The organism is Tychonema sp. LEGE 06208, assembly GCF_015207505.1.
Lineage (GTDB): Bacteria > Cyanobacteriota > Cyanobacteriia > Cyanobacteriales > Microcoleaceae > Microcoleus.
The window spans coordinates 1-20,930 of record NZ_JADEWT010000028.1 but is presented as its reverse complement, the minus strand read 5'-3'; the positions used below and the strand labels follow the sequence as shown (position 1 = coordinate 20,930).

The 20,930-nt window shown below is 44.8% G+C and carries 20 protein-coding genes and 1 pseudogene; 9 read left to right on the top strand and 12 right to left on the bottom strand.

Features of this window, described 5'->3' with window-relative positions:
* Positions 1–64: 64 nt before the first annotated feature.
* The 4 genes from IQ263_RS10050 to aat form a co-directional block, all read right to left on the bottom strand.
* Complete coding sequence (locus IQ263_RS10050) at positions 65–949, bottom strand: alpha/beta hydrolase (RefSeq protein WP_194067294.1); 885 nt, start codon at positions 947–949, stop codon at positions 65–67.
* A gap of 71 nt (positions 950–1,020) precedes the next feature.
* On the bottom strand, positions 1,021–3,579 hold the full coding sequence (gene leuS, locus IQ263_RS10045) for a leucine--tRNA ligase (RefSeq protein ID WP_194067293.1): 2,559 nt from the start codon (positions 3,577–3,579) through the stop codon (positions 1,021–1,023).
* A gap of 363 nt (positions 3,580–3,942) precedes the next feature.
* Positions 3,943–4,581 (bottom strand): Uma2 family endonuclease, encoded by a 639-nt coding sequence (locus IQ263_RS10040; RefSeq protein ID WP_194067292.1) that lies wholly within the window; start codon positions 4,579–4,581, stop codon positions 3,943–3,945.
* A 100-nt stretch (positions 4,582–4,681) separates the two neighbouring features.
* On the bottom strand, positions 4,682–5,260 hold the full coding sequence (aat, locus tag IQ263_RS10035) for a leucyl/phenylalanyl-tRNA--protein transferase (protein ID WP_194067323.1): 579 nt from the start codon (positions 5,258–5,260) through the stop codon (positions 4,682–4,684).
* A 64-nt stretch (positions 5,261–5,324) separates the two neighbouring features.
* Here aat and IQ263_RS10030 point away from each other — a divergent pair, with 64 nt between their 5' ends.
* Together IQ263_RS10030 and IQ263_RS10025 are read left to right on the top strand one after the other, a co-directional pair.
* Positions 5,325–5,654 carry a hypothetical protein gene (locus tag IQ263_RS10030; protein WP_194008669.1) on the top strand — a complete coding sequence of 110 codons (330 nt, stop codon included), beginning with the start codon at positions 5,325–5,327 and terminating at the stop codon, positions 5,652–5,654.
* A complete protein-coding gene (locus IQ263_RS10025; protein ID WP_194067291.1) occupies positions 5,639–5,779 on the top strand; it encodes a hypothetical protein in 141 nt (46 codons plus the stop codon). The genes IQ263_RS10030 and IQ263_RS10025 overlap by 16 nt, the downstream gene beginning before the upstream one ends.
* A 163-nt stretch (positions 5,780–5,942) precedes the next feature.
* Here the strand turns inward: IQ263_RS10025 and rpsN are convergent, their stop codons facing one another.
* From rpsN to rseP, 4 genes are all read right to left on the bottom strand, one after another.
* On the bottom strand, positions 5,943–6,245 hold the full coding sequence (gene rpsN / locus IQ263_RS10020; RefSeq protein ID WP_194067290.1) for a 30S ribosomal protein S14: 303 nt from the start codon (positions 6,243–6,245) through the stop codon (positions 5,943–5,945).
* A gap of 146 nt (positions 6,246–6,391) precedes the next feature.
* Positions 6,392–7,036: an endonuclease III gene (nth, locus tag IQ263_RS10015; RefSeq protein ID WP_194067289.1), complete on the bottom strand. Its 645-nt coding sequence runs from the start codon at positions 7,034–7,036 to the stop codon at positions 6,392–6,394.
* Between the two features lie 193 nt (positions 7,037–7,229).
* Positions 7,230–7,967 carry a Uma2 family endonuclease gene (locus IQ263_RS10010; protein ID WP_194067288.1) on the bottom strand — a complete coding sequence of 246 codons (738 nt, stop codon included), beginning with the start codon at positions 7,965–7,967 and terminating at the stop codon, positions 7,230–7,232.
* A 105-nt stretch (positions 7,968–8,072) separates the two neighbouring features.
* Positions 8,073–9,173 (bottom strand): RIP metalloprotease RseP, encoded by a 1,101-nt coding sequence (gene rseP, locus IQ263_RS10005; protein ID WP_194067287.1) that lies wholly within the window; start codon positions 9,171–9,173, stop codon positions 8,073–8,075.
* 302 nt (positions 9,174–9,475) lie between these two features.
* Here rseP and IQ263_RS10000 point away from each other — a divergent pair, with 302 nt between their 5' ends.
* The 4 genes from IQ263_RS10000 to IQ263_RS09990 all read left to right on the top strand — a co-directional run bounded on the left by IQ263_RS10000 (position 9,476) and on the right by IQ263_RS09990 (position 15,669).
* Positions 9,476–10,153, top strand: coding sequence for an ATP-dependent Zn protease (locus tag IQ263_RS10000; RefSeq protein ID WP_194067286.1), 678 nt, complete (start codon positions 9,476–9,478; stop codon positions 10,151–10,153).
* 419 nt (positions 10,154–10,572) lie between these two features.
* Positions 10,573–10,695 carry a hypothetical protein gene (locus IQ263_RS29270; protein ID WP_255515855.1) on the top strand — a complete coding sequence of 41 codons (123 nt, stop codon included), beginning with the start codon at positions 10,573–10,575 and terminating at the stop codon, positions 10,693–10,695.
* A 74-nt stretch (positions 10,696–10,769) separates the two neighbouring features.
* Positions 10,770–12,197 carry an MFS transporter gene (locus IQ263_RS09995; protein WP_194067285.1) on the top strand — a complete coding sequence of 476 codons (1,428 nt, stop codon included), beginning with the start codon at positions 10,770–10,772 and terminating at the stop codon, positions 12,195–12,197.
* Between the two features lie 1,093 nt (positions 12,198–13,290).
* On the top strand, positions 13,291–15,669 hold the full coding sequence (locus tag IQ263_RS09990; protein ID WP_228049940.1) for a GumC family protein: 2,379 nt from the start codon (positions 13,291–13,293) through the stop codon (positions 15,667–15,669).
* Positions 15,670–15,935: 266 nt separating this feature from the next.
* On the opposite strand, the gene IQ263_RS09985 is transcribed toward IQ263_RS09990, so the two are convergent.
* The gene (locus tag IQ263_RS09985) at positions 15,936–18,395 is read right to left on the bottom strand and encodes a CBS domain-containing protein (protein WP_194067284.1); all 2,460 of its coding nucleotides are present in this window, start codon (positions 18,393–18,395) and stop codon (positions 15,936–15,938) included.
* Between the two features lie 357 nt (positions 18,396–18,752).
* On the opposite strand from IQ263_RS09985, the gene IQ263_RS09980 reads away from it, so the two are divergent.
* Complete coding sequence (locus IQ263_RS09980) at positions 18,753–19,427, top strand: HEAT repeat domain-containing protein (protein ID WP_194067283.1); 675 nt, start codon at positions 18,753–18,755, stop codon at positions 19,425–19,427.
* A gap of 79 nt (positions 19,428–19,506) precedes the next feature.
* On the opposite strand, the gene IQ263_RS09975 is transcribed toward IQ263_RS09980, so the two are convergent.
* Positions 19,507–19,893 (bottom strand): PIN domain-containing protein, encoded by a 387-nt coding sequence (locus IQ263_RS09975; RefSeq protein WP_228049939.1) that lies wholly within the window; start codon positions 19,891–19,893, stop codon positions 19,507–19,509.
* A 38-nt stretch (positions 19,894–19,931) separates the two neighbouring features.
* Positions 19,932–20,159, bottom strand: coding sequence for a hypothetical protein (locus IQ263_RS09970; RefSeq protein WP_194067282.1), 228 nt, complete (start codon positions 20,157–20,159; stop codon positions 19,932–19,934).
* Between the two features lie 133 nt (positions 20,160–20,292).
* On the opposite strand from IQ263_RS09970, the gene IQ263_RS28410 reads away from it, so the two are divergent.
* Together IQ263_RS28410 and IQ263_RS28405 are read left to right on the top strand one after the other, a co-directional pair.
* Positions 20,293–20,526: a hypothetical protein gene (locus IQ263_RS28410; protein WP_228049938.1), complete on the top strand. Its 234-nt coding sequence runs from the start codon at positions 20,293–20,295 to the stop codon at positions 20,524–20,526.
* Entirely contained in the window at positions 20,523–20,762 is a 240-nt protein-coding gene (locus IQ263_RS28405) for a hypothetical protein (protein WP_228049937.1), read from the top strand. Before IQ263_RS28410 ends, IQ263_RS28405 begins: the two co-directional genes overlap by 4 nt.
* A gap of 69 nt (positions 20,763–20,831) precedes the next feature.
* Here IQ263_RS28405 and IQ263_RS09960 read toward each other — a convergent pair.
* Positions 20,832–20,930, bottom strand: a pseudogene (locus IQ263_RS09960) (IS630 family transposase); the annotation flags it as partial.

Below are 20,930 nucleotides of genomic sequence, written 5' to 3'. Positions count from 1 at the left end.
GGCAGATCAACACAGACAAACGCAGATCATTACAATATTTTTTCTACTTTATCAAGAGGTTTATTCATCTAATTCTAGATTTTTTTGCAAAATCAACAAGAGTTTGGCGGTATTCGCTGCTGTTAAAAAAAGCATCTCCATTATTATGCTTAGCATTAGGAACCAGCAAAATTTGCTTGGGTTCACCAGCAGCAGCATATAACTTTTCACTCATCGCCGCCGGAATCAGAGGGTCAGCGGTTCCGTGGGCGAACAAAACCGGAATTTTCAGCAATTTAACTTTATTCAAAGAATCAAATTTTTGTGTCAGCAACAGCCTCGATGGAAATAGTCGCATTATACTGTAGCGTTCTACCATATTCAGCATGGAAGTGAACGAACTTTGAACGATTAATCCCGCTGCTTCTGGATGTCTGACTGCTAATTCTACAGCAACAGCACCTCCTAGTGAATGACCGTACAAAAAGATTTCGCTAGGCGACAATTGCCGCTGTTTGACTAAATAATTATAAGCTGTTTCCGCATCTTCATAGATCCGCGCTTCGCTGGGAAAACTGCCTTGACTGCGGCCGTAACCCCGGTAATCAATCAGCAATACAGAAAAACCCAATTCCCGAAAGCGGTAAGATTGATTGATATTCGTGCCGATGTTAAAACCCTTGCCGTGCAGGTACAATAGGGTTCCTAATGATTGTTGATTTGCGGCTGGCAGCCACCAACCGTGAAGTTTTTCAATTTTGGGTCGAGCTTTAACTGGCAACCAAACTTCTTGGTAAGCGATGTTAAAAGCATCCGGTGTTTTGGCGATTTCAGGTGTTGGCCGAAAGATCAAACGAGTTTGCAGAATAAACAAGAGTATACAGAAAGCTGTGTAGGCGATCGCCCAAAATTTTACTAAAGACAATAGCCATCTCAAAAAGCGCCGTTTTCTAATTTTTAGCTGGCTCATTGTTTTGTTCGCTATTTCTGAACTGCAAGTCTCAGAAACCCGGTTTTTTGGATAAGCCGGGTTTCTCATCTTTATCCAGCTACCACGAAATTTACCAACTTTCCAGGAACCACAATTACCTTTTTAATCTCCTTACCTTCCAGGTGACGCTTAGCCAATTCCGACTCGCGAGCAAACTTTTCCAAAGCAGCTTTATCAGCACCAGAAGGCACTTGAATTGTGCCGCGAGTTTTCCCCATAACTTGAATTACCAGCGTAATTTCATCGGTAATTAAAGCAGATGGATCGGCAACCGGCCAACTCTGCGTATGCACGGATTCGCTGTTACCAATCAAATGCCACAGTTCATCAGCGATATGCGGTGAAAAAGGCGCTAACAGCAAAATTAAAGTGTTAATTCCCTCTGCATAAACAGGCGAATCCTTACATTTAGCATCAGCCAGCGCATTGTTCAACTTCATCATTTCGGAAACAGCAGTATTAAACTGATACTCGCCCTCCAAATCTTCTCGAACTTCCTTAATTGCAGTGTGAATCGCCCGCCGCAAATCTTTCTCAGCTTTGCTCAACACCTCTTTTTCTCCCTCTTGAGTAGGGGGGGCTGGGGGGAGTGAGGCAAACTCTGTCACCAAGCGCCAAACGCGATTTAAAAAGCGGAATTGCCCTTCCACATCTGCGTCGTCCCACTCCAAATCCTTCTCTGGCGGCGCTTTGAATAAAATAAACATTCGCGCCGTATCTACCCCGTATTTCCCCATAACTTCCAAGGGGTCAACACCGTTGTATTTAGATTTGGACATCTTTTCATAGAAGACTTCCAAAACTGCGCCCGTTTGCGGATCTTTAGGATTTTCTGGGTCTACATCTGATGCGGCAACGTATTTGCCAGTCACAGGATTTTTGTAGGCTTTTGCTTGCACCATGCCTTGAGTTAACAGGCGTTTAAATGGTTCGTCACAATTGATTAAACCCCGATCGCGCAAAACCTTTGTAAAAAACCGGGAATACAGCAAATGCAGGATTGCGTGTTCGATACCGCCGACATATTGATCTATCGGCATCCAATCGTTCGTTTTCGCCGAATCAAAGACTTGCTCTTGATTTTGAGCATCAGGATAGCGCAAAAAATACCATGATGAATCCATAAAAGTATCCATCGTATCCGTTTCGCGCTGCGCTGGAGTACCGCAACTCGGACACGCAACGTTTACCCATTCTGCCATTTTTGCCAAGGGCGAACCTTTGCCAGTAAATTCTACATTTTCCGGCAACAATACGGGTAAATCCGATTGGGGGACGGGGACTGTTCCGCAGTTGGGACAGTGAATTACTGGAATCGGAGCACCCCAATAACGCTGTCGAGAAATTAGCCAATCTCTCAAGCGATATTGCACTCGCGCTTTGCCACAACCAGAACTTTCGGCAGCTTCAATAATTGCGGATTTACCTTTAATTGAATCCATGCCGTTGAAGCTTTCGGAATTAATCATAATTCCTGGTTCGGTGTAAGCTTCGGTCAGCGGAGTTTCATCATCATCCACAATTACTATTTTAATTGGCAGTTGATATTCAGTGGCAAATTTGAAATCTCGCGTGTCGTGGGCTGGTACTCCCATCACTGCGCCGGTGCCGTATTCGTACAGTACGTAATCGGCAATCCAAATCGGGATTTCTTCGCCGCTGAAAGGGTTGATTGCTTTGCCGCCTGTGGGGATGCCGCGCTTTGGTTTGTCTTCGGCGGTGCGATCGATCTCGCTTTGCAGTGCAACTTCTTTGATGAAGGTGTCTGCAGCAGCTTTTTGGTCTTCGGTGGTCACGCGCGCGGTTAACGGATGTTCTGGCGCTAAAACAAGGTAACTAACGCCATAAACTGTATCGGGGCGAGTGGTAAAAACGGCGATTTTTTCATCCATTCCCACAATCGGAAATTCCAAGTAAGCACCGACTGATTTGCCAATCCAATTGGCTTGCATTAATTTGACTCTTTCGGGCCAATTTGGCAATTTGTCTAAGTCGTTTAATAACTGTTCGGCGTAATCGGTAATTTTGAGGAACCACTGCCGCAATAATTTGCGCTCGACTTTCGCGCCGGAACGCCAAGAACGACCTTCGTTGTCTACTTGTTCGTTGGCTAAGACTGTTTGGTCGATGGGATCCCAATTAACTGCTGCTTCTTTTTGATAAGCTAATCCTGCTTCTAAAAATTGCAAGAACAGCCACTGAGTCCACCGATAATAATCGGGAGAACAGGTTGTAACTTCTTTTGTCCAATCAAAGGAAATGCCCAGCCGCTGAAATAAGCCTTTCATTTGGGCAATATTTTCATACGTCCATTTTGCGGGGGGAATTCCGCGTTCGATGGCTGCATTTTCTGCCGGCAAACCAAAAGCGTCCCATCCCATCGGATTGAGTACGCGATAGCCTTGCATTCGCTTGAGTCTGGCAATTACATCGATGATTGTGTAGTTGCGGACGTGGCCCATGTGCAGGTTTCCCGACGGGTAGGGGAACATGGATAAGGCATAAAATTTAGGCTTTTCGGTATCTTCTGGCATTTGGTCTAAGTTTTGCTCAGCCCATATCTGCTGCCATTTTTCTTCTATGGATTGGGGGTTGTATCTGGAGTCCACAGCAATTGCTCCGTGCAGAGTTTAGTAATGTTTGCTTCAGTATTTTTGCACATTCATGGGGCCGCGATTAGGATTCTTTTGAGCTCCAAGCATTTTGGCTCCAATCTCTGTATTATATATTGTAGTATATGTAATTTGAGCTGGGGGCGATCGACCAAATTTCCGATTCGCCGTTAAAAGAATAAGACTTACGCACGGGCGGTCAGAAACCGGGTTTTTACGATAATACTTTGTTACAGTCAGCAAAACCGCAAAAAACCCGGTTTCTTTGGTCTTGATGCGTAAATCCTAAAAGAATAAATAACTGCAATCCGCAGCAACCCGATTTGTTTGAAAAACCGGGTTTCTACTCGTTGTTTGGGCTTAGATGCTATCTGGGTCGATGTTCAATTCGCGGAGTTTGGCGGCTAAACGTTCGGCACGCTCTCGCTCTAGTAGTCGCTCTGCATTCATTTCAGCAGGGGAAAGAAACTTTTCTCCATCAGGTTTATAAATTTCTAACCCTGATTCTGGCAACTCAAACCGCACTCCCAATCTCGGACTTATCCATCCTTCCATCGGTTCAATTGGTTCTAAGCTTCCTTCAATTCTTTGCCAACCTTCCAACTCATTGATTTCGGGGTCGTAAAGGTAATATTCCTCAACTCCATAGCGATTGTAAAATGAAAGTTTTTTGTGCATTTTTGTATTGCTGTCGTTGTGGGAGCGAATCTCAAAGACGACTTGGGGAGGGATATTATCTTCTCCAAATTGTAGGTAGGAACGGCGATCGCCTTTTGGTCTACCAAATATTACCATTGTATCTGGTGCTTGAGAAATGTCATTTCTTCTCTCAACCGGATACCAGAGTAAATCTGCTGCGACAAACACGTTGGGGTCGTCTTGAAACAGCGACTCGCAACCTTCTTTGATGGTGACAATTAATTTGTATTGAATTGTACTTTCTGCCATTGGTTGACCGTCGCTGGATGGATAAATGATTTCTTCTGTTGTGACTTGCATTATGGTTGCCTCCAAGAAGTATCTATGTTTGATTGTACTATTTTTTAAAGTAGGTATATCGGGTTAGAATGCGGCAGTGCTATTTGCCTGACAAGAATATTTACAAGAGCGAACAGCGGCGTTTTAAAGCGGCTTGCAAAAGAGTGTTGTACTGTTTTTGGTTGACAGTATATGCTCCGAATCTTTCCAAGTGGGGATTGTTCATTTGAGCGTCAAAAAGTAGATAAGATCGATCGCGCAATCTCTCCACCAACTTTACCATCGCCACCTTAGAACCCTCGGAAATTCGGTAAAACATCGATTCGCCAATAAATGCACCGCCGATCGACAATCCCAGAATACCACCCGCCAATTCGTCGCCGCACCAAGTCTCGAAGCTGTAAGCCCAACCGGCTTTATGCAAAGCCCAGTAAATCTGCTTGAGTTCCTTAGAAATCCAGGTCGTTTCGCGATCGGCACAACCCTCAACCACCGCCCCAAAATCGCGATTTACAGCCACTGAAAACCGATTTTGATTTATAGCGCGGCCCAGCGATCGCGGATAGGTAAATCTTTCATCTAGCGGTATCAGCGCCCGCTGACGGCTCGAATACCACCCCAAACTCTCCTCGCCGTCATTTGCCATCAAGAAGTAGCCTTGCGCGTATCCCTGTATAATTGACGGTATATCATATTGCATATATTTATCAGTTGTCATTTGTCCGCTAACTTTTCAAAGTCAACATTAGCAATTAGGAATAATTATGTCTGAAACCATCGAACCTATTACCTTACCGCCCGCCCAAAACCCCGAGCAAGAAGGTCAATGGCTCCAACAAACGCTGCTCGCATGGCTAGACTCCGAGTTTATCCCAGAAGCTGCCAACCAGCAAATAGCTAAAAGAGCTGCCCAAATCTATGTCCGCCAGCGTATGGAAGGCGAAAACGACGTGGGCAGCCTCGTAATTGCGATCGTCACCGAAATGCAGGCCTATGATTTTTCTAAAAGCTTTTACGGCGAATTTGCGATCGCCAATGCCGTCAGCGACTTGTTACTCGAAAGTCTCGGCATCGATAAATGCTGCGGCCAGTGAAGGAAGAAGGTTCGGCAACGGATTTTGTAACGGATGTAACGGATGTCAGTCAGAAAGAAGAAGGAAAAAGGAAGAAGGAAGAAGGAAGAAGGAAGAAGGAAGAAGGAAGAAGGAAGAAAGTCTGAAACAAAAATTAACCCTAAATATAATCTTACCGATTATTCATAAGTTTTTCTTCATTCCTTCTTATTTCTTCCCTCTCTCGCGACGATAACTAAACCCTTCTTTCTTCTATCCATTAAATCCGTTACGAAATACGAAATCCGTTGCCGAACTTCCTTCTTTATGCTACCAGCTAGACTTCACAACACCGGGCAAAAGACCTTCGTGAGCCATTTCTCGCATCACGTTGCGAGACAGTCCGAAGTCGCGATAGTAACCTCTGGGCCGTCCTGTTGCCCAGCAGCGGTTCCGCAAGCGAGTCCGCGAACTGCCACGGGGTAGCTGTTGCAGTTGACGGTGAATCGCCATTTTGTCCATCTGATTCGCAGCTTGGTCAAACTGCTCTTTCAGGTCTTCCCGCTTGTCAGCGTACTTGTCTACGAGTGCTTGGCGCTTTCTTTCGCGCTCGATCATGCTCTTTTTAGCCATAACTCAGTTTATATCCTTAGATAAATCACGATCAACTATTTTACTATATTTTGGTCATTTCGGATCGCTTTTATTTAAATTACTTTTTTTGTTGACAATATTTTTAACCACAGGCATCTTGCTTGTTCCTGAAAATAGTGCAACATCTAACTATTAGCAGAAGGGCACAAATCTGCAAGTTCGCAAATATTGCAAATCGGCTTTCTTGCATTACAAACTGCCCGACCGTGATAAACTAACCGAATCGACCAATTTTCCCAATCCGGCTGCGGCAACAATAGCATCAAATCCCGCTCGATCCGAGTCGGATCGGTATGTTCGGTCAATCCCAATCGTTGACTCAAACGCTTGACGTGGGTGTCTACTGTCACGCCCCTATGAATACCAAAAGCGTGAGCGAGAACGACATTAGCTGTTTTGCGGGCAACTCCGGGCAATTCTAGCAGCAGTTCCATTTGCTGCGGCACTTGATTGTTGAATTTGTTGACGATCGCCCAACAAGCAGCTTTAATATTTTTAGACTTGTTGCGGTAAAAACCAGTCGATCGCACCAGACGCTCCAATTCATCTAAATCAGCATTTCCCAAAGCCTCCGCATCGGGGAAACGCTCAAACAAGGCGGGCGTTACCAGGTTTACTCGCTCATCCGTACACTGAGCCGAGAGAATCGTCGCCACCAACAACTGCACCGGAGTTTCGTAGTTGAGAGTGCAAGGAGCTTCTGGATACAGGCGTTTGAGGCGAATCAGAATTTCGAGCGATCGTTGTTTTAAACTTAACTTTTTAGTCATTTGTTATTTGTTATTTGTTATTTGTTAGTTGTTAGTTGTTAGTTGTTAGTTGTTAGTTGTTAGTTGTTAGTTGTTAGTTGTTAGTTGTTAGTTGTTAGTTGTTGTTATATCAAAACTGTTTGTAGTGCGGACACTAGGACGCACTACGAATCTTACTGATTGCGGTCAATGGATCGAAGTTAATATTAGTCATTTACAACTGGCTGAGGTCGATTCCCATGTCTCGGAGTCTTGCTTCTAAAGCTTGCGAGCGCGATCGTTCTTGTTCCAGCATAGTTTCTGCTTGTTCGGCCCTTTGCCGTTCTTGTTCGGCCCTTTGCCGTTCTTGTTCGGCCCTTGATTCTGCTTGATCTCGAAGTTGAGCGAGTTCCACAAAACTCACAAACGGTGTGCCATCAGGCCTGAATATTTGTAGTTCAGTTTCTGATAGCTGAAACCGCACTCCCATTCTGGGACTTACCCAGCCGTTCACTTCTTCGATTGGTTCTAATCGTTCCTCTCGACGCTCCCATATAGTTAAATCCAGATTTGCTGGATCGTACAAATAATATTCTTCTACGCCGTATTGTTCGTAAAATCTCAGTTTTTGCAGCATCGGACTCAGGCGATTTCCCGGCGACCAAATTTCAAAGGCGACTTGCGGGACAATATTATCTTCGTTCCACTGCTGGTAGGAGCCTCGATAACCTTTCGGTCTTCCGAAGGCTACCATCACATCTGGCGCTTGAGAAATTTTGTTATTTCCTTCTACTGGATACCACAGTAAGTTTCCCGCTACAAAAACATCAACCACGCCCGCAAATAACAGTTCTAAATTTTCTTTAATCCACACGATCAATCTAAACTGTTCGGTATTGTCAGACATTGGTTCGCCGTTATCATCTGGGTAGATAATCTGAGATTGGTCGGGAGATTGCAGTTGTGTAATCATTGCTGTTTTCCCCTAATTTACTGGTGATTTTATAATATTCAACAGTCATCAGCGTTGTGATGACTAATGACTGCTGACTAATGATTGATGACTGACGACCAATGACTACTGCTGTCGAAGATTTCGCATAAAATCGATGCCTGCCAAATTAGCAGTATCGCGAACAATCAAGAAAATTCCCAAACCCAGCAACAGCATCAAACCAGTCTGCATCACATTTTCCTGAATGCGGTTCGGCAGAGGTTTGCCCCGCAGTCCTTCTATTAACAAAAAAGCTAGCTGACCGCCATCCAAAGCAGGTAAAGGCAAGATATTAATCACAGCCAAATTGATGCTAATTAACACGGCAAACTGAAACAAATTCGCTGCATCCGATCGCGCAATCCCTGCACCGGCCGCCACAATTGCCACGGGCCCGGACAACTGTTTTGCGGTTTGACCGAAATTGGTAACTAACTGCCCGAAACCTTCCACAGTCAGCACTACAATCCGCTCAAATTCAGTAGCCGCCATGCTAAAGGCATCTAGAATTCCCGCCCGATCCCGCACGACAGTTCCGTTAGAAGTTAGCTGCACGCCAATGCGGCCTTTACCGTCGGGGGACTTTTCGGGAGTGACTGTCACGACAAATTTTTGTTCTGCACGCTGAATTTCTAACGCTAGGGGTTGGTTGGGATGATCTTGGATTGCTGAGACTAGAGATTTGATTGCTTCGCGGGAAGCGCCCAATTCCTTGCCGTCAACGGACAGAACAATGTCGCCCGATCGAATTCCCGCTTGGAAGGCGGCCGAACTTACTTCTGCTGCGACTTCCGGGACTTTAACTCCCGGTAGGTAGTTCATGGATGCTGCGCCGACAGTGGTCAATTGCACCACCAGCAGGAAGTAAGCAAAAATCAAGTTGGCAATCACCCCGGCGCTAATCACGATCGCCCGATCGAGCACGGGGCGATTTCGCAGCAAATTCGGGTCATTGGGGGGAATATTGCTTTCTGGATCGTCATCTGGGAAACCCACGAAACCTCCCAGGGGAAAGGCGCGGATGGCGTATTCTGTTTCCGGGCCTTGGTACTTCCACAGGATGGGGCCGAAACCGATAGAGAAGCGGTTGACGTGAATGTGTTGAAGTCTCGCCGCCAAGAAGTGGCCGAGTTCGTGAACGACAATCAAGATACCTAAAACTGCGATCGCTGCCAAAACTGACATGAAGGATTCCACTAACACTTTTACTTTACTTTGATTTATTTTAATATCTTTTTAATATAGGTGGCGGACGATCGGCAATTTTCAGTCAAACTAGAAGATGGTATGTTTTTTTCAGAAGTCCCGGCCGGTAAGCGATCGGGCTGATGTAACTTTTCACCTTTCTGAAGAAAGAAGGGAAAAAAATAATTCAACCGATGCCCTGTTTGGCCGATGCCCTGTTTGGCCGATGCTTTTAGGCCCTGTTTGGCCGATGCCCGATGCCCAATTTCCTATTACAAATTCCCCATTACCAATTCACAATTATGAAAGACACTTCTTTGAATATTATCGCTATTTCCATCTTCGCCATCACCGTCTCCATAATATTGGGCCCTTTATTCAACTTACCAGAAGCCGTACCTGCGATCGCCACTTTTTGCCTATTAGGGCTAGCCACCCTCGACACTTTCCAGTGGCAAGGTCAAGGCGGTACAATTTTAGTCGATTTGCTTGGGGGAAGTTCCAAACAAAAGCGCGATCGCATCCTTCACCACGAAGCCGGGCACTTCCTAGTCGCCCACCTGTTAGGAATTCCCGTAAGCAGCTACGCCCTCAGCGCTCTTGAAGCCTTCAAACAAGGTCAAACAGCCCAAGGCGGCGTCCGATTTGAAGACGAACAACTAGCATCTCAACTCCAAAGCGGCACTCTTTCATCCCAAATTTTAGACCAATATTGTACAGTGTGGATGGCCGGAATAGTAGCCGAAAAAATTGTTTATGGCAGCGCACAAGGCGGCGTAGAAGACCGCACAAAAATCCGCGCCATCCTCACACAACTGCGCCGTTCCAATTCCGAAATTCAACTCAAACAAAACTTAGCTTCCCTGCGAGCAAAAAACCTACTCGAAAACCATAAATCAGCTTACAAAGCCCTAGTTGAAACAATGGAAAAAAGAGCAACAGTTGCTGAATGTTGCGACACGATTCAACAAAATTTGTAGCACAAAAATTGAGCCCCCTTGCCTGACCGAACCCAGTTTTTTCGTAGGTCGATCGCTAAAACTATGATTCGGCCTACAAACCTGGTTGAGGATTTAATACCAAATCCGAGTTTGCCATCCCCTCGATCTTCTGACTCTTCTCTTTCCTCTTCTCTTCGCGTTCTTTGCGTCTTCGCGGTTCCATTATCAAGGGAGTATGTCACCCAAATTTGGTATTAAGAGCATAAATATTATCGGATTAACAACTGATGTAACAACCAAAACATTTCGCAACAAAACGGCAAACATCGAACAAAAAATCACAAAAAATGCTGTAGCTGTTCCGTTTCGGAATCTGCCTCCAATAGTGCGGTGTCGGTGTCAGCGAACTGGGCACAACACCGCCAATACAAATAAACGCTATTTGCAACATAGCAAAAATGCTTTACTTGCTCGATGCAAAAGATATTGACGAATCAGCGATTATACTTGGGAAGCATTTGTCGATCGACTACCAATTACGCATTATTCAGAATCATCCCGATCGCCCAAAAAAAACTTAGTATTACGGCGTAGCGTGAGTTATACTCCATACTGCAAAGACTGCTACTGCCCAAAAATCCCGAAACAAAAGTTTATGAGCAACACTTCCCCGCCTGAAGCAGCAGCCAACAACCCTGAAACAAAAAAACTCAGTTTCTCAACAAAATTAGCTTACGGTGCCGGCGACCTAGGGCCCGCAATTACGGCGAATGTTCTGGTATTTTTCCTGCTGTTTTTCTTTACTAACGTAGCAGGTTTGGCTGCGGGTACTGCTAGCAATATTTTGTTAATCGGCAAGGTTTGGGATGCCATAAATGACCCGATTGTGGGGGTTTTGAGCGATCGCACATCTCATCGCTGGGGCCGCCGCTATCCTTGGATGGTTTACGGCGCAATTCCTTTCGGCATCTTCTTCTTTTTGCAGTGGATTGTTCCCAGCAAAGATCCCACGATATTGTTTTGGTACTATGTGGCGATCGGCATTTTATTTAACACCGCCTACACCGCCGTTAACCTGCCTTACACCGCCCTCACTCCAGAATTAACCAAAGACTACAACGAACGCACTAGCCTTAACAGTTTTCGGTTTTCTTTCTCCATCGGCGGCAGCATTTTGTCGCTAATTATAGCGCAAATTATCTTTGCCTTAGTTAAAGATGACATCCAAAAATACTTAATATTAGGCGCACTCTGTGCAGTGATTTCAGTATTACCTTTGTACTGGTGCTTTTTCGGAACCCGCCAACAAGTATTCTCTCAATTTTCAACCGATCTAGGAGAAGACAATTCAACTTCCTTGCCCCTCAAAGAACAGTTGCGGATTGCATTTAACAATCGTCCTTTTTTATACGTAATTGGAATTTATCTCTGTTCTTGGCTGGGCGTGCAATTAACTGCTTCTATTTTGCCCTATTTTGTCATTAACTGGATGAAGTTACCGGCTGCAACTTTTACCCAAACTGCGATCGCCGTTCAAGGCACCGCACTCGCCATGTTATTTGTTTGGAGTAAAGTCAGCGAGCGATACGGCAAAAAAGCTGTTTATTTTATGGGCATGAGTTTGTGGATTATCGCCCAAGCCGGACTGTTTTTCCTGCAACCGGGACAAGTAGTCCAGATGTATTTGTTAGCAGTAATGGCAGGGGTGGGAGTTTCCACTGCTTATCTCATACCTTGGTCGATGATACCGGACGTGATTGAACTCGACGAACTCCAAACAGGAGAAAGACGCGAAGGCGTGTTTTATTCGTTTATGGTCTTGCTGCAAAAAATTGGTTTGGCATTGGGCTTGTGGTTTGTAGGACAAGCATTAGAACAAGCTGGATTTCTTGCCACAGTTCAGGGACAAGCCCCTCCCATACAGCCGGATTCCGCGCTGTTCGCGATTCGAGTTGCGATCGGCCCCCTGCCCACAATTGCTTTAATTTGCGGCATGATTCTCACATATTTTTATCCGATTACCCGCGAAGTTCATGCAGCAATTTTGTTGCAGCTTCGAGAAAAGAAAGCACAGGATCGCTAAGCAAAGATTCAGCTAAGTGGAATGAGTAAACTCAAAAAGTAACAACTACCAACAGCTAATCTGGGCGATATCTATAGCTATGTTCCCATCAATTACGAACTCTTTCTTGGCTCTGACTAATTGGAGTCTTCTACTCGTTACCAGGCTCTGCCTCCCTAATCTTGTGCGGAGGTAGATACTCTAAATATGGGTTCTTTTCCCAGAGCCTGGGAAGCAGTTATAAGTTGTAGGGTGCGTCGCTCGTTTAATCTGGCGCTCCAGGGCGAGATTTGTTTTTGGCGACGCACCCTACGTTGACTTAAGTAAACGGTATTGCCCTATAACCTAATTTTTCTAAGAAAAAACATCACATTCTCGATCGCGCTTTGCCCCGGTACAAACACCCAGAAGTTTGAGCTTTTCGAGATGTCCATCGACTTTGAACTTGCCAGTTATTAATTTTTATGTCTGTACGGCACTATTTAGAGTAGTATGTGATATAATTATCCCGACAAATAATTCGATCGATGTAAGCAGTCATCCAGCTCGTCAAAAAGTTTATTATTAAAATAAAAGACAGATTTTTTTCGGAAATTGATTCGATTAGTTACAGTTAAAAAAATCTGCTGAAGGCTGCTAATTAGATCTATCTGCAAAATGGCCAACTTTTTAGTCGGTCAATTAGCGTATAATTTAACAGATGCTACAGTTGATGCCTGACAGAAAAGTCGCAGAATAGAGGAGAAGGCAATAGCAGCGCGATCGGCTCCTGATGTGTGAGGACAAATTGTAAAATTTTGGTAAAGTTATCGCGCTAGAGGCGATCTCAGCGACATCCTAAAAAGTGGGTACAGCCGCCCAGAAACCCAGAAGATAAGCACAACACAGCAGACCACAATACAGTCGGATACAACTCTCAAGCAATTAGTAAAAAAACTTTGGCAGCAGGCAAAACATAGGAATTTAGTTATTTTTGTATATGATGTGAAAGTAGTGAAAATTATTAGCAGGAAGTAGAACCGACAAACCAATAATCTCCTGTGATATCCTGAAGTCAATGGTGAAAGTATCAACCAGAAGGGTCGCACAACAAAGCTGATTTTACCCAACAAATATGAAAGAGGTCAACATGGAAAAAGAACAGGACGCTCATCTCGTACCCATTAGCAACCAGAGCAGACAGGTGCAGCAATTTTCCGTTGACGAGGGAGAAGAGTTAGGCGCGCAGCCTCAGAAAGGATTGAATCTCAACCCGTTGTTTAGGACTCTCGGGCGCAAAGCCCTAGTCATCATTGGGATTGTCGCTCTAGCAGGCGGTGGAATTTATTTTCAGATCAAGCAAAGCAAGAAAACATATCAAGGCGATTTTCGTCTGCTTGTGGAACCCGTGACAACGGAGGCAAGAATTGCTGACCCCGCGGCCCTCGCCAATCAGAGCGAGGGTGGGGGAGTGCCTAGTCGAGATTTTTTTAGTTTGGACTACGCAACTCAACTGCAAATTCTCCAGAGTCCTGAGATGCTATCGGCTATTACGAAACAAGTCCAAAAAAAATATCCAAAAATGACTGAGGAACTTCTTCAAAAAGGATTACTCGTTTTGCGCCTCGGAGACGATGAGTTGACGAAAACTAAAATTTTGGAAGTTCGTTTCCTGGGCAATGAACCTGAAGAAATTAAGTTTGTTTTACAAGAAACTAAAAAGAAATATTTAAAGTACAGCCTTGACGAACGCAAGAGTCGCATTGGTGAAGGAGTTAAGTTTATTGAAAACCAGCTTCCGGGACTTAGCAAGCGCGTAAATGACCTGAAGTCGGATTTACAGGTGATACAGCAGCAGCAAAAAATTACAGATCCTAAGGAACAAGGCGCGCAATTAATCCAGCAAGTTCGCACAGTAGAAACTTTAGAGTTAGAAACTCAAAGGCTGTTGCGGGAACAGAAAACGCTGTACGCTAACTTGCAAAAGCAATTAGATTTTACACCAAATGAAGCTATTGCCGCTTCAGCTTTAAGCGAAGAACCTCAATATAAAGAGTTGCTGACCAAGGTTAAGGAAGTAGAAGGTCAGATTGCTGTAGAAACAGCTCGTTTTAAATCTGCGAACCCGATAGTGGAAGCTTTAGAGCGCAAGCGGGCAAATTTAGTAGCTTTGCTCAACCAGCAAACTGAGCGAATTTTGGGGCAAAATTTAGTAGGCCCTGACGCCAATGCTAAAGTTCAGAATTTTCAAAATTCGATTCGCATAGGCTTGATCAAACAATTGGTTGATACTGCTAACCAAGTTCAAGTTTTAGAAGCTCGCAGTCAGGCGATCGCCCAAACAAAAAATGATTTGAGCCGACAAGCAAGAGAATTTCCCAGTATAGCTCGTCGCTACAACGAACTGCAACAGCAATTAGACATAGCAGCGCGCACCCGCGATCAACTGTTAACTCAGCGAGAAACTCTGCGCGTCCAAGCAGCTCAAAGCCAAGTACCTTGGGAAGTAATTTCTGAGCCCCGGATACCGCAAGATCCTAAGACTGGCAAATATATTCCCGTAGCCTCGAAAAATGCCAACAAATTTTTTATGGCAATTATTGGGGGGCTAGTGTTGGGTGTAGCCGTGGCTATCTTGATTGAAAAGTTCCGCAATATTTTTTACTCTGCTGATGACATTAAAGATGCGTTTGATGCGCCTTTATTGGGAGTGGTTCCTCGGGACAAAAATGCTAAAAAATTTCCGCCTTCTATTGCTAATTCCTATACTTATCTTGAAAAAAAAGAGGGGGATAAAAAAGTTGCTTCGGAATTTATAGAAGCTTTTGACTCTCTTTATACTAATATTCGCTTTCTTTCTTCAAATCGAACTATTGGATCTTTGGCAGTTGGTTCGGCTACAGTTGGCGAAGGTAAATCTACCGTTGCTTTAAACTTAGCTCACGTTGCAGCGCTGGCGGGCCAGCGAGTGCTGTTAGTAGATGCCGATTTGCATTCGCCCAGCTTGCACTTCCTCTTGGAACTGCCTAATCTAAAGGGATTGAGCAACTTGCTCGACGACAGTAAAAACCAACCAAATGAAATTATCCAGCGATCGCATCTAGAAGATAATCTTTTTGTATTAACTGCGGGTCTTTCTATTCCTGGTGTTGCTAGACGGCTTGCTTCATCGGGGATGCAATATTTAATGGATGAACTTCACGCAACATTTGACTTAGTTATCTACGATACGCCACCGCTGGTTGACAGTAAAGATGCGAATTATTTAGCGGCGCGCACAGATGGAATGCTAATGGTTGTAGCACTTCGCAAGACCAAGTTTTCTGTAGTCAAAAAAGTTTTCAGTCAATTAGAAAATTTTGGCATACCCTGCTTGGGTACAGTTGCCAATAATCCCACCAAAGGTAAGAAGTATCAAGCATCTAAATCATTAGCTCTGGAAGATAAAAATGAATATTTAAATTTTATACCAGTAGAGTCTGGCATCCGCAAACTAGCTCCGAAAAAAGAGTGATATCATCTCGGAAAAGGACGACAATCATCAGATTTGTTTGAGCGTTTGGAGTTTAGTATTCAAATGGATGATATCATCTCCGGTCGATTGACCGATCTCAAATTAGTCCGCACGCGCGAACCAACCGTTTTTGTTATTAATCTACCGGACATGATATGAGGACTAAACTCCGAAAAAGTGAACGTTTACAGATTTTCAGACTCTGGTTCAATTTTCCAGATTAATTTGTGAAGTAAATCTCAAAGCTTAAATCGACTGATGGCGGACTAATTTTCATCGGGGTTAATAGGAAATGTTACGGTAAAATTAGTCCAGCCATTGCTGCTTTCTACGTCAATTTTGCCCTGCAACTGTTCGACCAGTTTTTGCACCAAAGCTAAACCCAAACCTGTACCTCCTTGTTTCCAGGGGTCAGCGTTGGGAACTCGATAAAATTTATCAAAAATTCGGGGCAGTTCCTGTATAGAAATAGACGATTGATTGCTGAGTTTAAATTGGATGAAGGAAGTTAAATCAGTTGCTGGGATAGAATTTTTTCCGCTTCCGACCTCTTCCCAGTATCCATTTTTGCACTCAACTCTGAGAGAGATTTCGCCGTCATTGGCGGTATATTTGCAGGCATTGTTGAGTATTTCTGCTAAAATTCGTCCCAAACTAGCGCGGTTGGAACTGATGGTGGGGAGGTGAGAATCGCACTCAAATCGCAAATGCTGGTGGCGGTTCTGGGTGCGGGTGTAAAATGGCTCGATAATAGTAGGCAGCCAGACTTCTAAGTTTACTGGTTCGAGGTCGATCGGGCAAGCTGCTGCTTCGAGGCGCTGCAAATCGAGCAAAGCATTAATCAAATCGGTTTCTCTAGTACATTCTGTTTCTAAAATTTCTAAATAAATCTGCCGTCTGTCTGGTGTGGGAGAAACTTTCAGCATATGAATAGCCATTTTCATATTAGCTAAAGGCGTGCGTAATTCGTGAGAAACTGTGCTGAGAAATTCATCTTTGAGAACGTTTAAATGCTGGAGTTCCTGCACTTTTTGCTGCAATTGGGCGGTGCGTTCTTGGACTTGGCGTTCGAGGTCGGTGTTGAGATTTTGTACTTGCTGGTAGAGTTGGGCTTGCTGAATGGCGATCGCGATTTGAGTTGCCAGTTGTAGCAGCAAATCCACTTCCGAAGGTTGCCACTGCCGCGATTTAGAACACTGATGGACGCACATCACGCCCCACAAATTGCTGTCTTGCAAAATTGGTACAATCAAATAAGCTTTGATTTGCGCTTGCTGCAAGCGTACAGATGTTTCGGCATTCAAATTAGCTTGCTCGATGTCGGGGACGGCGTATATTTCCTGTTCGATCGCCAACGCAGATTCATGCCACATTGTATCTGGCATGATTTCTCCCAAGATTGAAGACCACTTGGACGCAACGGATTCTGCCACGACAATGCCCAAATCCTTCGACTCCAAACGCACGATGGCTACTCTGTCGGCGTGCAGAACTTGCCGGACTTCATCGACGCTGGCGTTAAGAATTTCTTCGAGGTTTAAGGATTGGTGAATCCGCAAGGAAATTTGAGTTAGCAGCCGATCGCGCTGCACCTGTTCGTGGAGTTTAGCAGTCCGTTCGCGCACCTGCTGTTCCAATTTGGCATTGCGGCTTTGCAGCAGTTCCAATTTTTCTGCTTGCAGTTGATAAACCGACTGCTGCAACTGTTTGACAACTCGGTACATTTCTGTCGGATCGAGGACTCGGAGCAAGTTGGTTTGGGTAATAATTCCCAATAGTTCTCCGCGCCCTCCGCACACCACCAACCGCTGCACTTGTTGCTGCTGCATTTGTTTGTGCGCCGTCCACAGGGAATCGGAAGGTTGCAGAAATTGCAGGGGAGTTCTCATGACTTCTTGAGCTAGGGTTTGCTCGAAATTTACTTCGAGAAACAGTGCCTGCACGATGTCGTATTCGGTAATAATTCCCAGAGGTTGCTGAAAGGAATAGTGAAAAATGGAGGTATAGTCATCTTTGGGTTTCTCCATTGTCAATTCTTTGTTTTTTGTAATGACTACACAACTGACTTGATGCTCTGACATCAGTTCGGCTATGCTCAGCAGCGACGCGGTGTGGGGCGCTGTAATTGGCGTAGTCATCAATTCTGCTACCCGCCGCAATTTCAGAATGTTTGAAGGCTGCAATACTTGGCGAATTCTTTCCCTAGTGAGCACTCCTACCAAGTGGCGAAATTGATTGACGATCGGCAAATAGCGAATTTTGTGCTGGCGAAATAAGGATAAAGCGCCGAACACGTCTTGGTCGTCGGATGCTGTGAGAACAACCGACACCGGAGACATGATTTCGGAAATTGGTATTTTGTGCGAGGCTCCTTTTTTCTGAGTGTCTATTTTGCCAGAAGCGATGGGTCTCACTAAGTCGGCGGGAGTTAATATCCCCAGTAACAGCCCGCGGCTGGGGTTGTCGGATAAGTTGTCTGTGGTAATAGTCTGCTGGTTTTGCACCACGAGCACGCAGCAGGCCCGCACCTGTTCCGGCGCTGAGACTTCGGTCATCGCCCCCGGTTCTGAGGGTAAAGGTGTTTTGGTTAGGGGACAACTATTTTCCAACTGACTCATCAGGGCGATCGCCGCTGCTAAGGAAGTATCTGGTAGGGCGGTTAGCGGGTAGCGGTCGATCGCCTGTTCTAATGCTGAGGAGTAAAAGGGTGGGTGGTAAAAGGACATAATTGATGGGGCAGGTTGTCAGAGGGCGGCTAATACCATTTTCGATTGTGGATGGGGAATGATTGATTGTATAAGGGTTTGGAGCGCAGGCTACCGAGTTGCATTTTGGGGGAAACTGGTATAAATATCGGCAAAGCGTTAGGGAATGACAGAAACACCAGAAACACCTAGCCTGTGCTTGGGATTTTAATAATAGACTTTCTAATTGATTATTTCCATTAATCCGAGTTTTCGATCGATAGTGCGATCGGTTTGCAATTTCAAATGGGGGCGGTTTTTACTGCCTGCTTTTAACCGGAGACTCACTTATAATCAAAATAACCAGAATGTAAAGTTTTACTACAAGATTTACCGATAATGACAACTTTAAGCTTAGAGCAAATTGCAGCCAAGTTAGAAAGCGAAAATTCTGCCGATCGCATGGTAGCTTTGGCTAACTTGCGGAACGTCCCTGCAGCAGAGGCTGTACCTTTGATTAAAAAGGTGTTGAATGATGAAAGTTTGCAAGTGCGATCGATGGCTGTGTTTGCTCTCGGAGTCAAACCGACTCCTGAGTGCTATCCCATTCTAGTCAAATTACTAGAAACTGAACCTGATTACGGCATTCGGGCTGATGCTGCGGGTGCTTTAGGCTATCTGGAAGATATCCGAGCTTTTGAGGCTTTGGTGCGCGCTTTTTATGAAGATACTGAATGGCTGGTGCGCTTTAGTGCTGCTGTTTCTCTGGGAAATCTCAAAGATCCCCGAGCTCGCGACGTGCTGCTGAAAGCTCTCGAATGCGAGCAAGTGGTGATTCAGCAGGCGGCGATTTCGGCTTTGGGGGAAATTAAGGACATTGGCGCGATCGATCGCATCCTCAATTTTACTCAGTCGGAAGATTGGCTGATCAGGCAGAGGCTGGCGGAAGCTTTGGGGAATTTGCCGAGTGTTAAAAGTGTCTCTGCTTTGAAATACTTAGAAAAAGACAGCAATTCTCAAGTATCTCAAGCGGCAACAATTTCTCTCGATCGTTTGTCGAAAGCAGAAGGATAACAGATACCGATACTTTTGTTGTAAGTGTTTCATTTGGGCGCTTTTAAGGCGGCGATGAAACACCGATCGCCTAATTTATTCAGCCCTCTGCTAGGTCAAACCGATTTCTCAGTTCTTGAGGCGACAAAACGGAAATCGACGACCCTGCGAATCCATTCACATCCCGAGTAACGATCGCCTCTAACTCTAACTCGATCGCACACGCTATCTGCACCGCATCTTCAAAATCAGGCAATCCCAGCCCGATCGCTTGCTCCAGAATCTCTCGATCCACCGCACAAATTTCCATTAATGCCAACAGTCGAGTTACAGCAGCTATCGCAGCTTCAGAACTCTTGGTTTGTCGTCCCACCAAATAATGCACATCCGTAACCGTTGTCGCCGACATAAACCCTTCAATTCGCCCCGATTCAACTGCATTCAGTAAAAAAGCAGCATCCGCTACAAAAGGTTCGCGGGCCAGCATTGCATCCAGTCAAACATTGGTATCAAATAAAACTTTCATCAGAGATACTTTTGCACTAACCGCTCATCTAACATTGCCTTTACTTCGGCATCTGTAGGTGGTGGCGCGTCCGTTTTCGCAATGCCAATTAAACTCGCGGCTAAACCCTTCGGCTTCACCTTCGATCGGGGTTTCGGTTGGAGCGATCGCATCAAAGCATTAATTAACTGCCATCGCTCCTCGGCAGACAACCTCAGTGCTCGGTCTTGAAGTTCGCGTAACGTCATAGTAATTATCTTTGACAGAAAGCATTGGACAAGCAGCCAAGTATATAAATACCCCTGCTTCAAAATTTTAGCGCCTCAAGTGATGTAATTTCATCTTCTTAAAAACACTTAATTTTTCGAGAGAGGGAGTTAAATGCCCTACAGTCAATTTAGCGTCGAACAAATTAAGACAAATTTTGGCATAACCTTGAATAGAACGGTTGGCTTGTTTGCCGACATTCCCGAAATAGAACCGAGCACTTTTTTGCAAGAAACTTTGCAATTCAATCTGCCTTTAGCGCTAGAAATTAATTCCGAGAAAGCTCGCTCAGAGCTAATTGTCGCGCCAATATTAGTTGAAATCAAAAAAGGCTATCGCAACGGATGAGTTTATTTTCAGGTCGAGAATTCAATGTAGACGCTGCTAGGGGTTTGAGCGGTTATTGCGATTTTCTAATTAGCCGATCGCCAGAACAGCTTTTCATAGAATCGCCAGCGCCTTTGTGGAAGCCAAAAACGACAACATTCCATCCGGCTGAGGAGATTGCACAGGGGGAAGCATGGCAGCACAAATATTTAACCAGCGTCGCGAACATGATATTCAGACAATTTATGGAGTTTTGACAACTGGGAGTATGTGGAAATTTTTTTAAGTTAGAAGGAATTATAGTCATTTCAAATAAAAAAGAGACACTATTGAGCGCAGTAGGCACAGATAAGTTCATCTAAAGATGTGCCAGCAGGAGCATACATTCTGGCTCGCTTTAAGGCACTAAAATCGTGTTCAATATC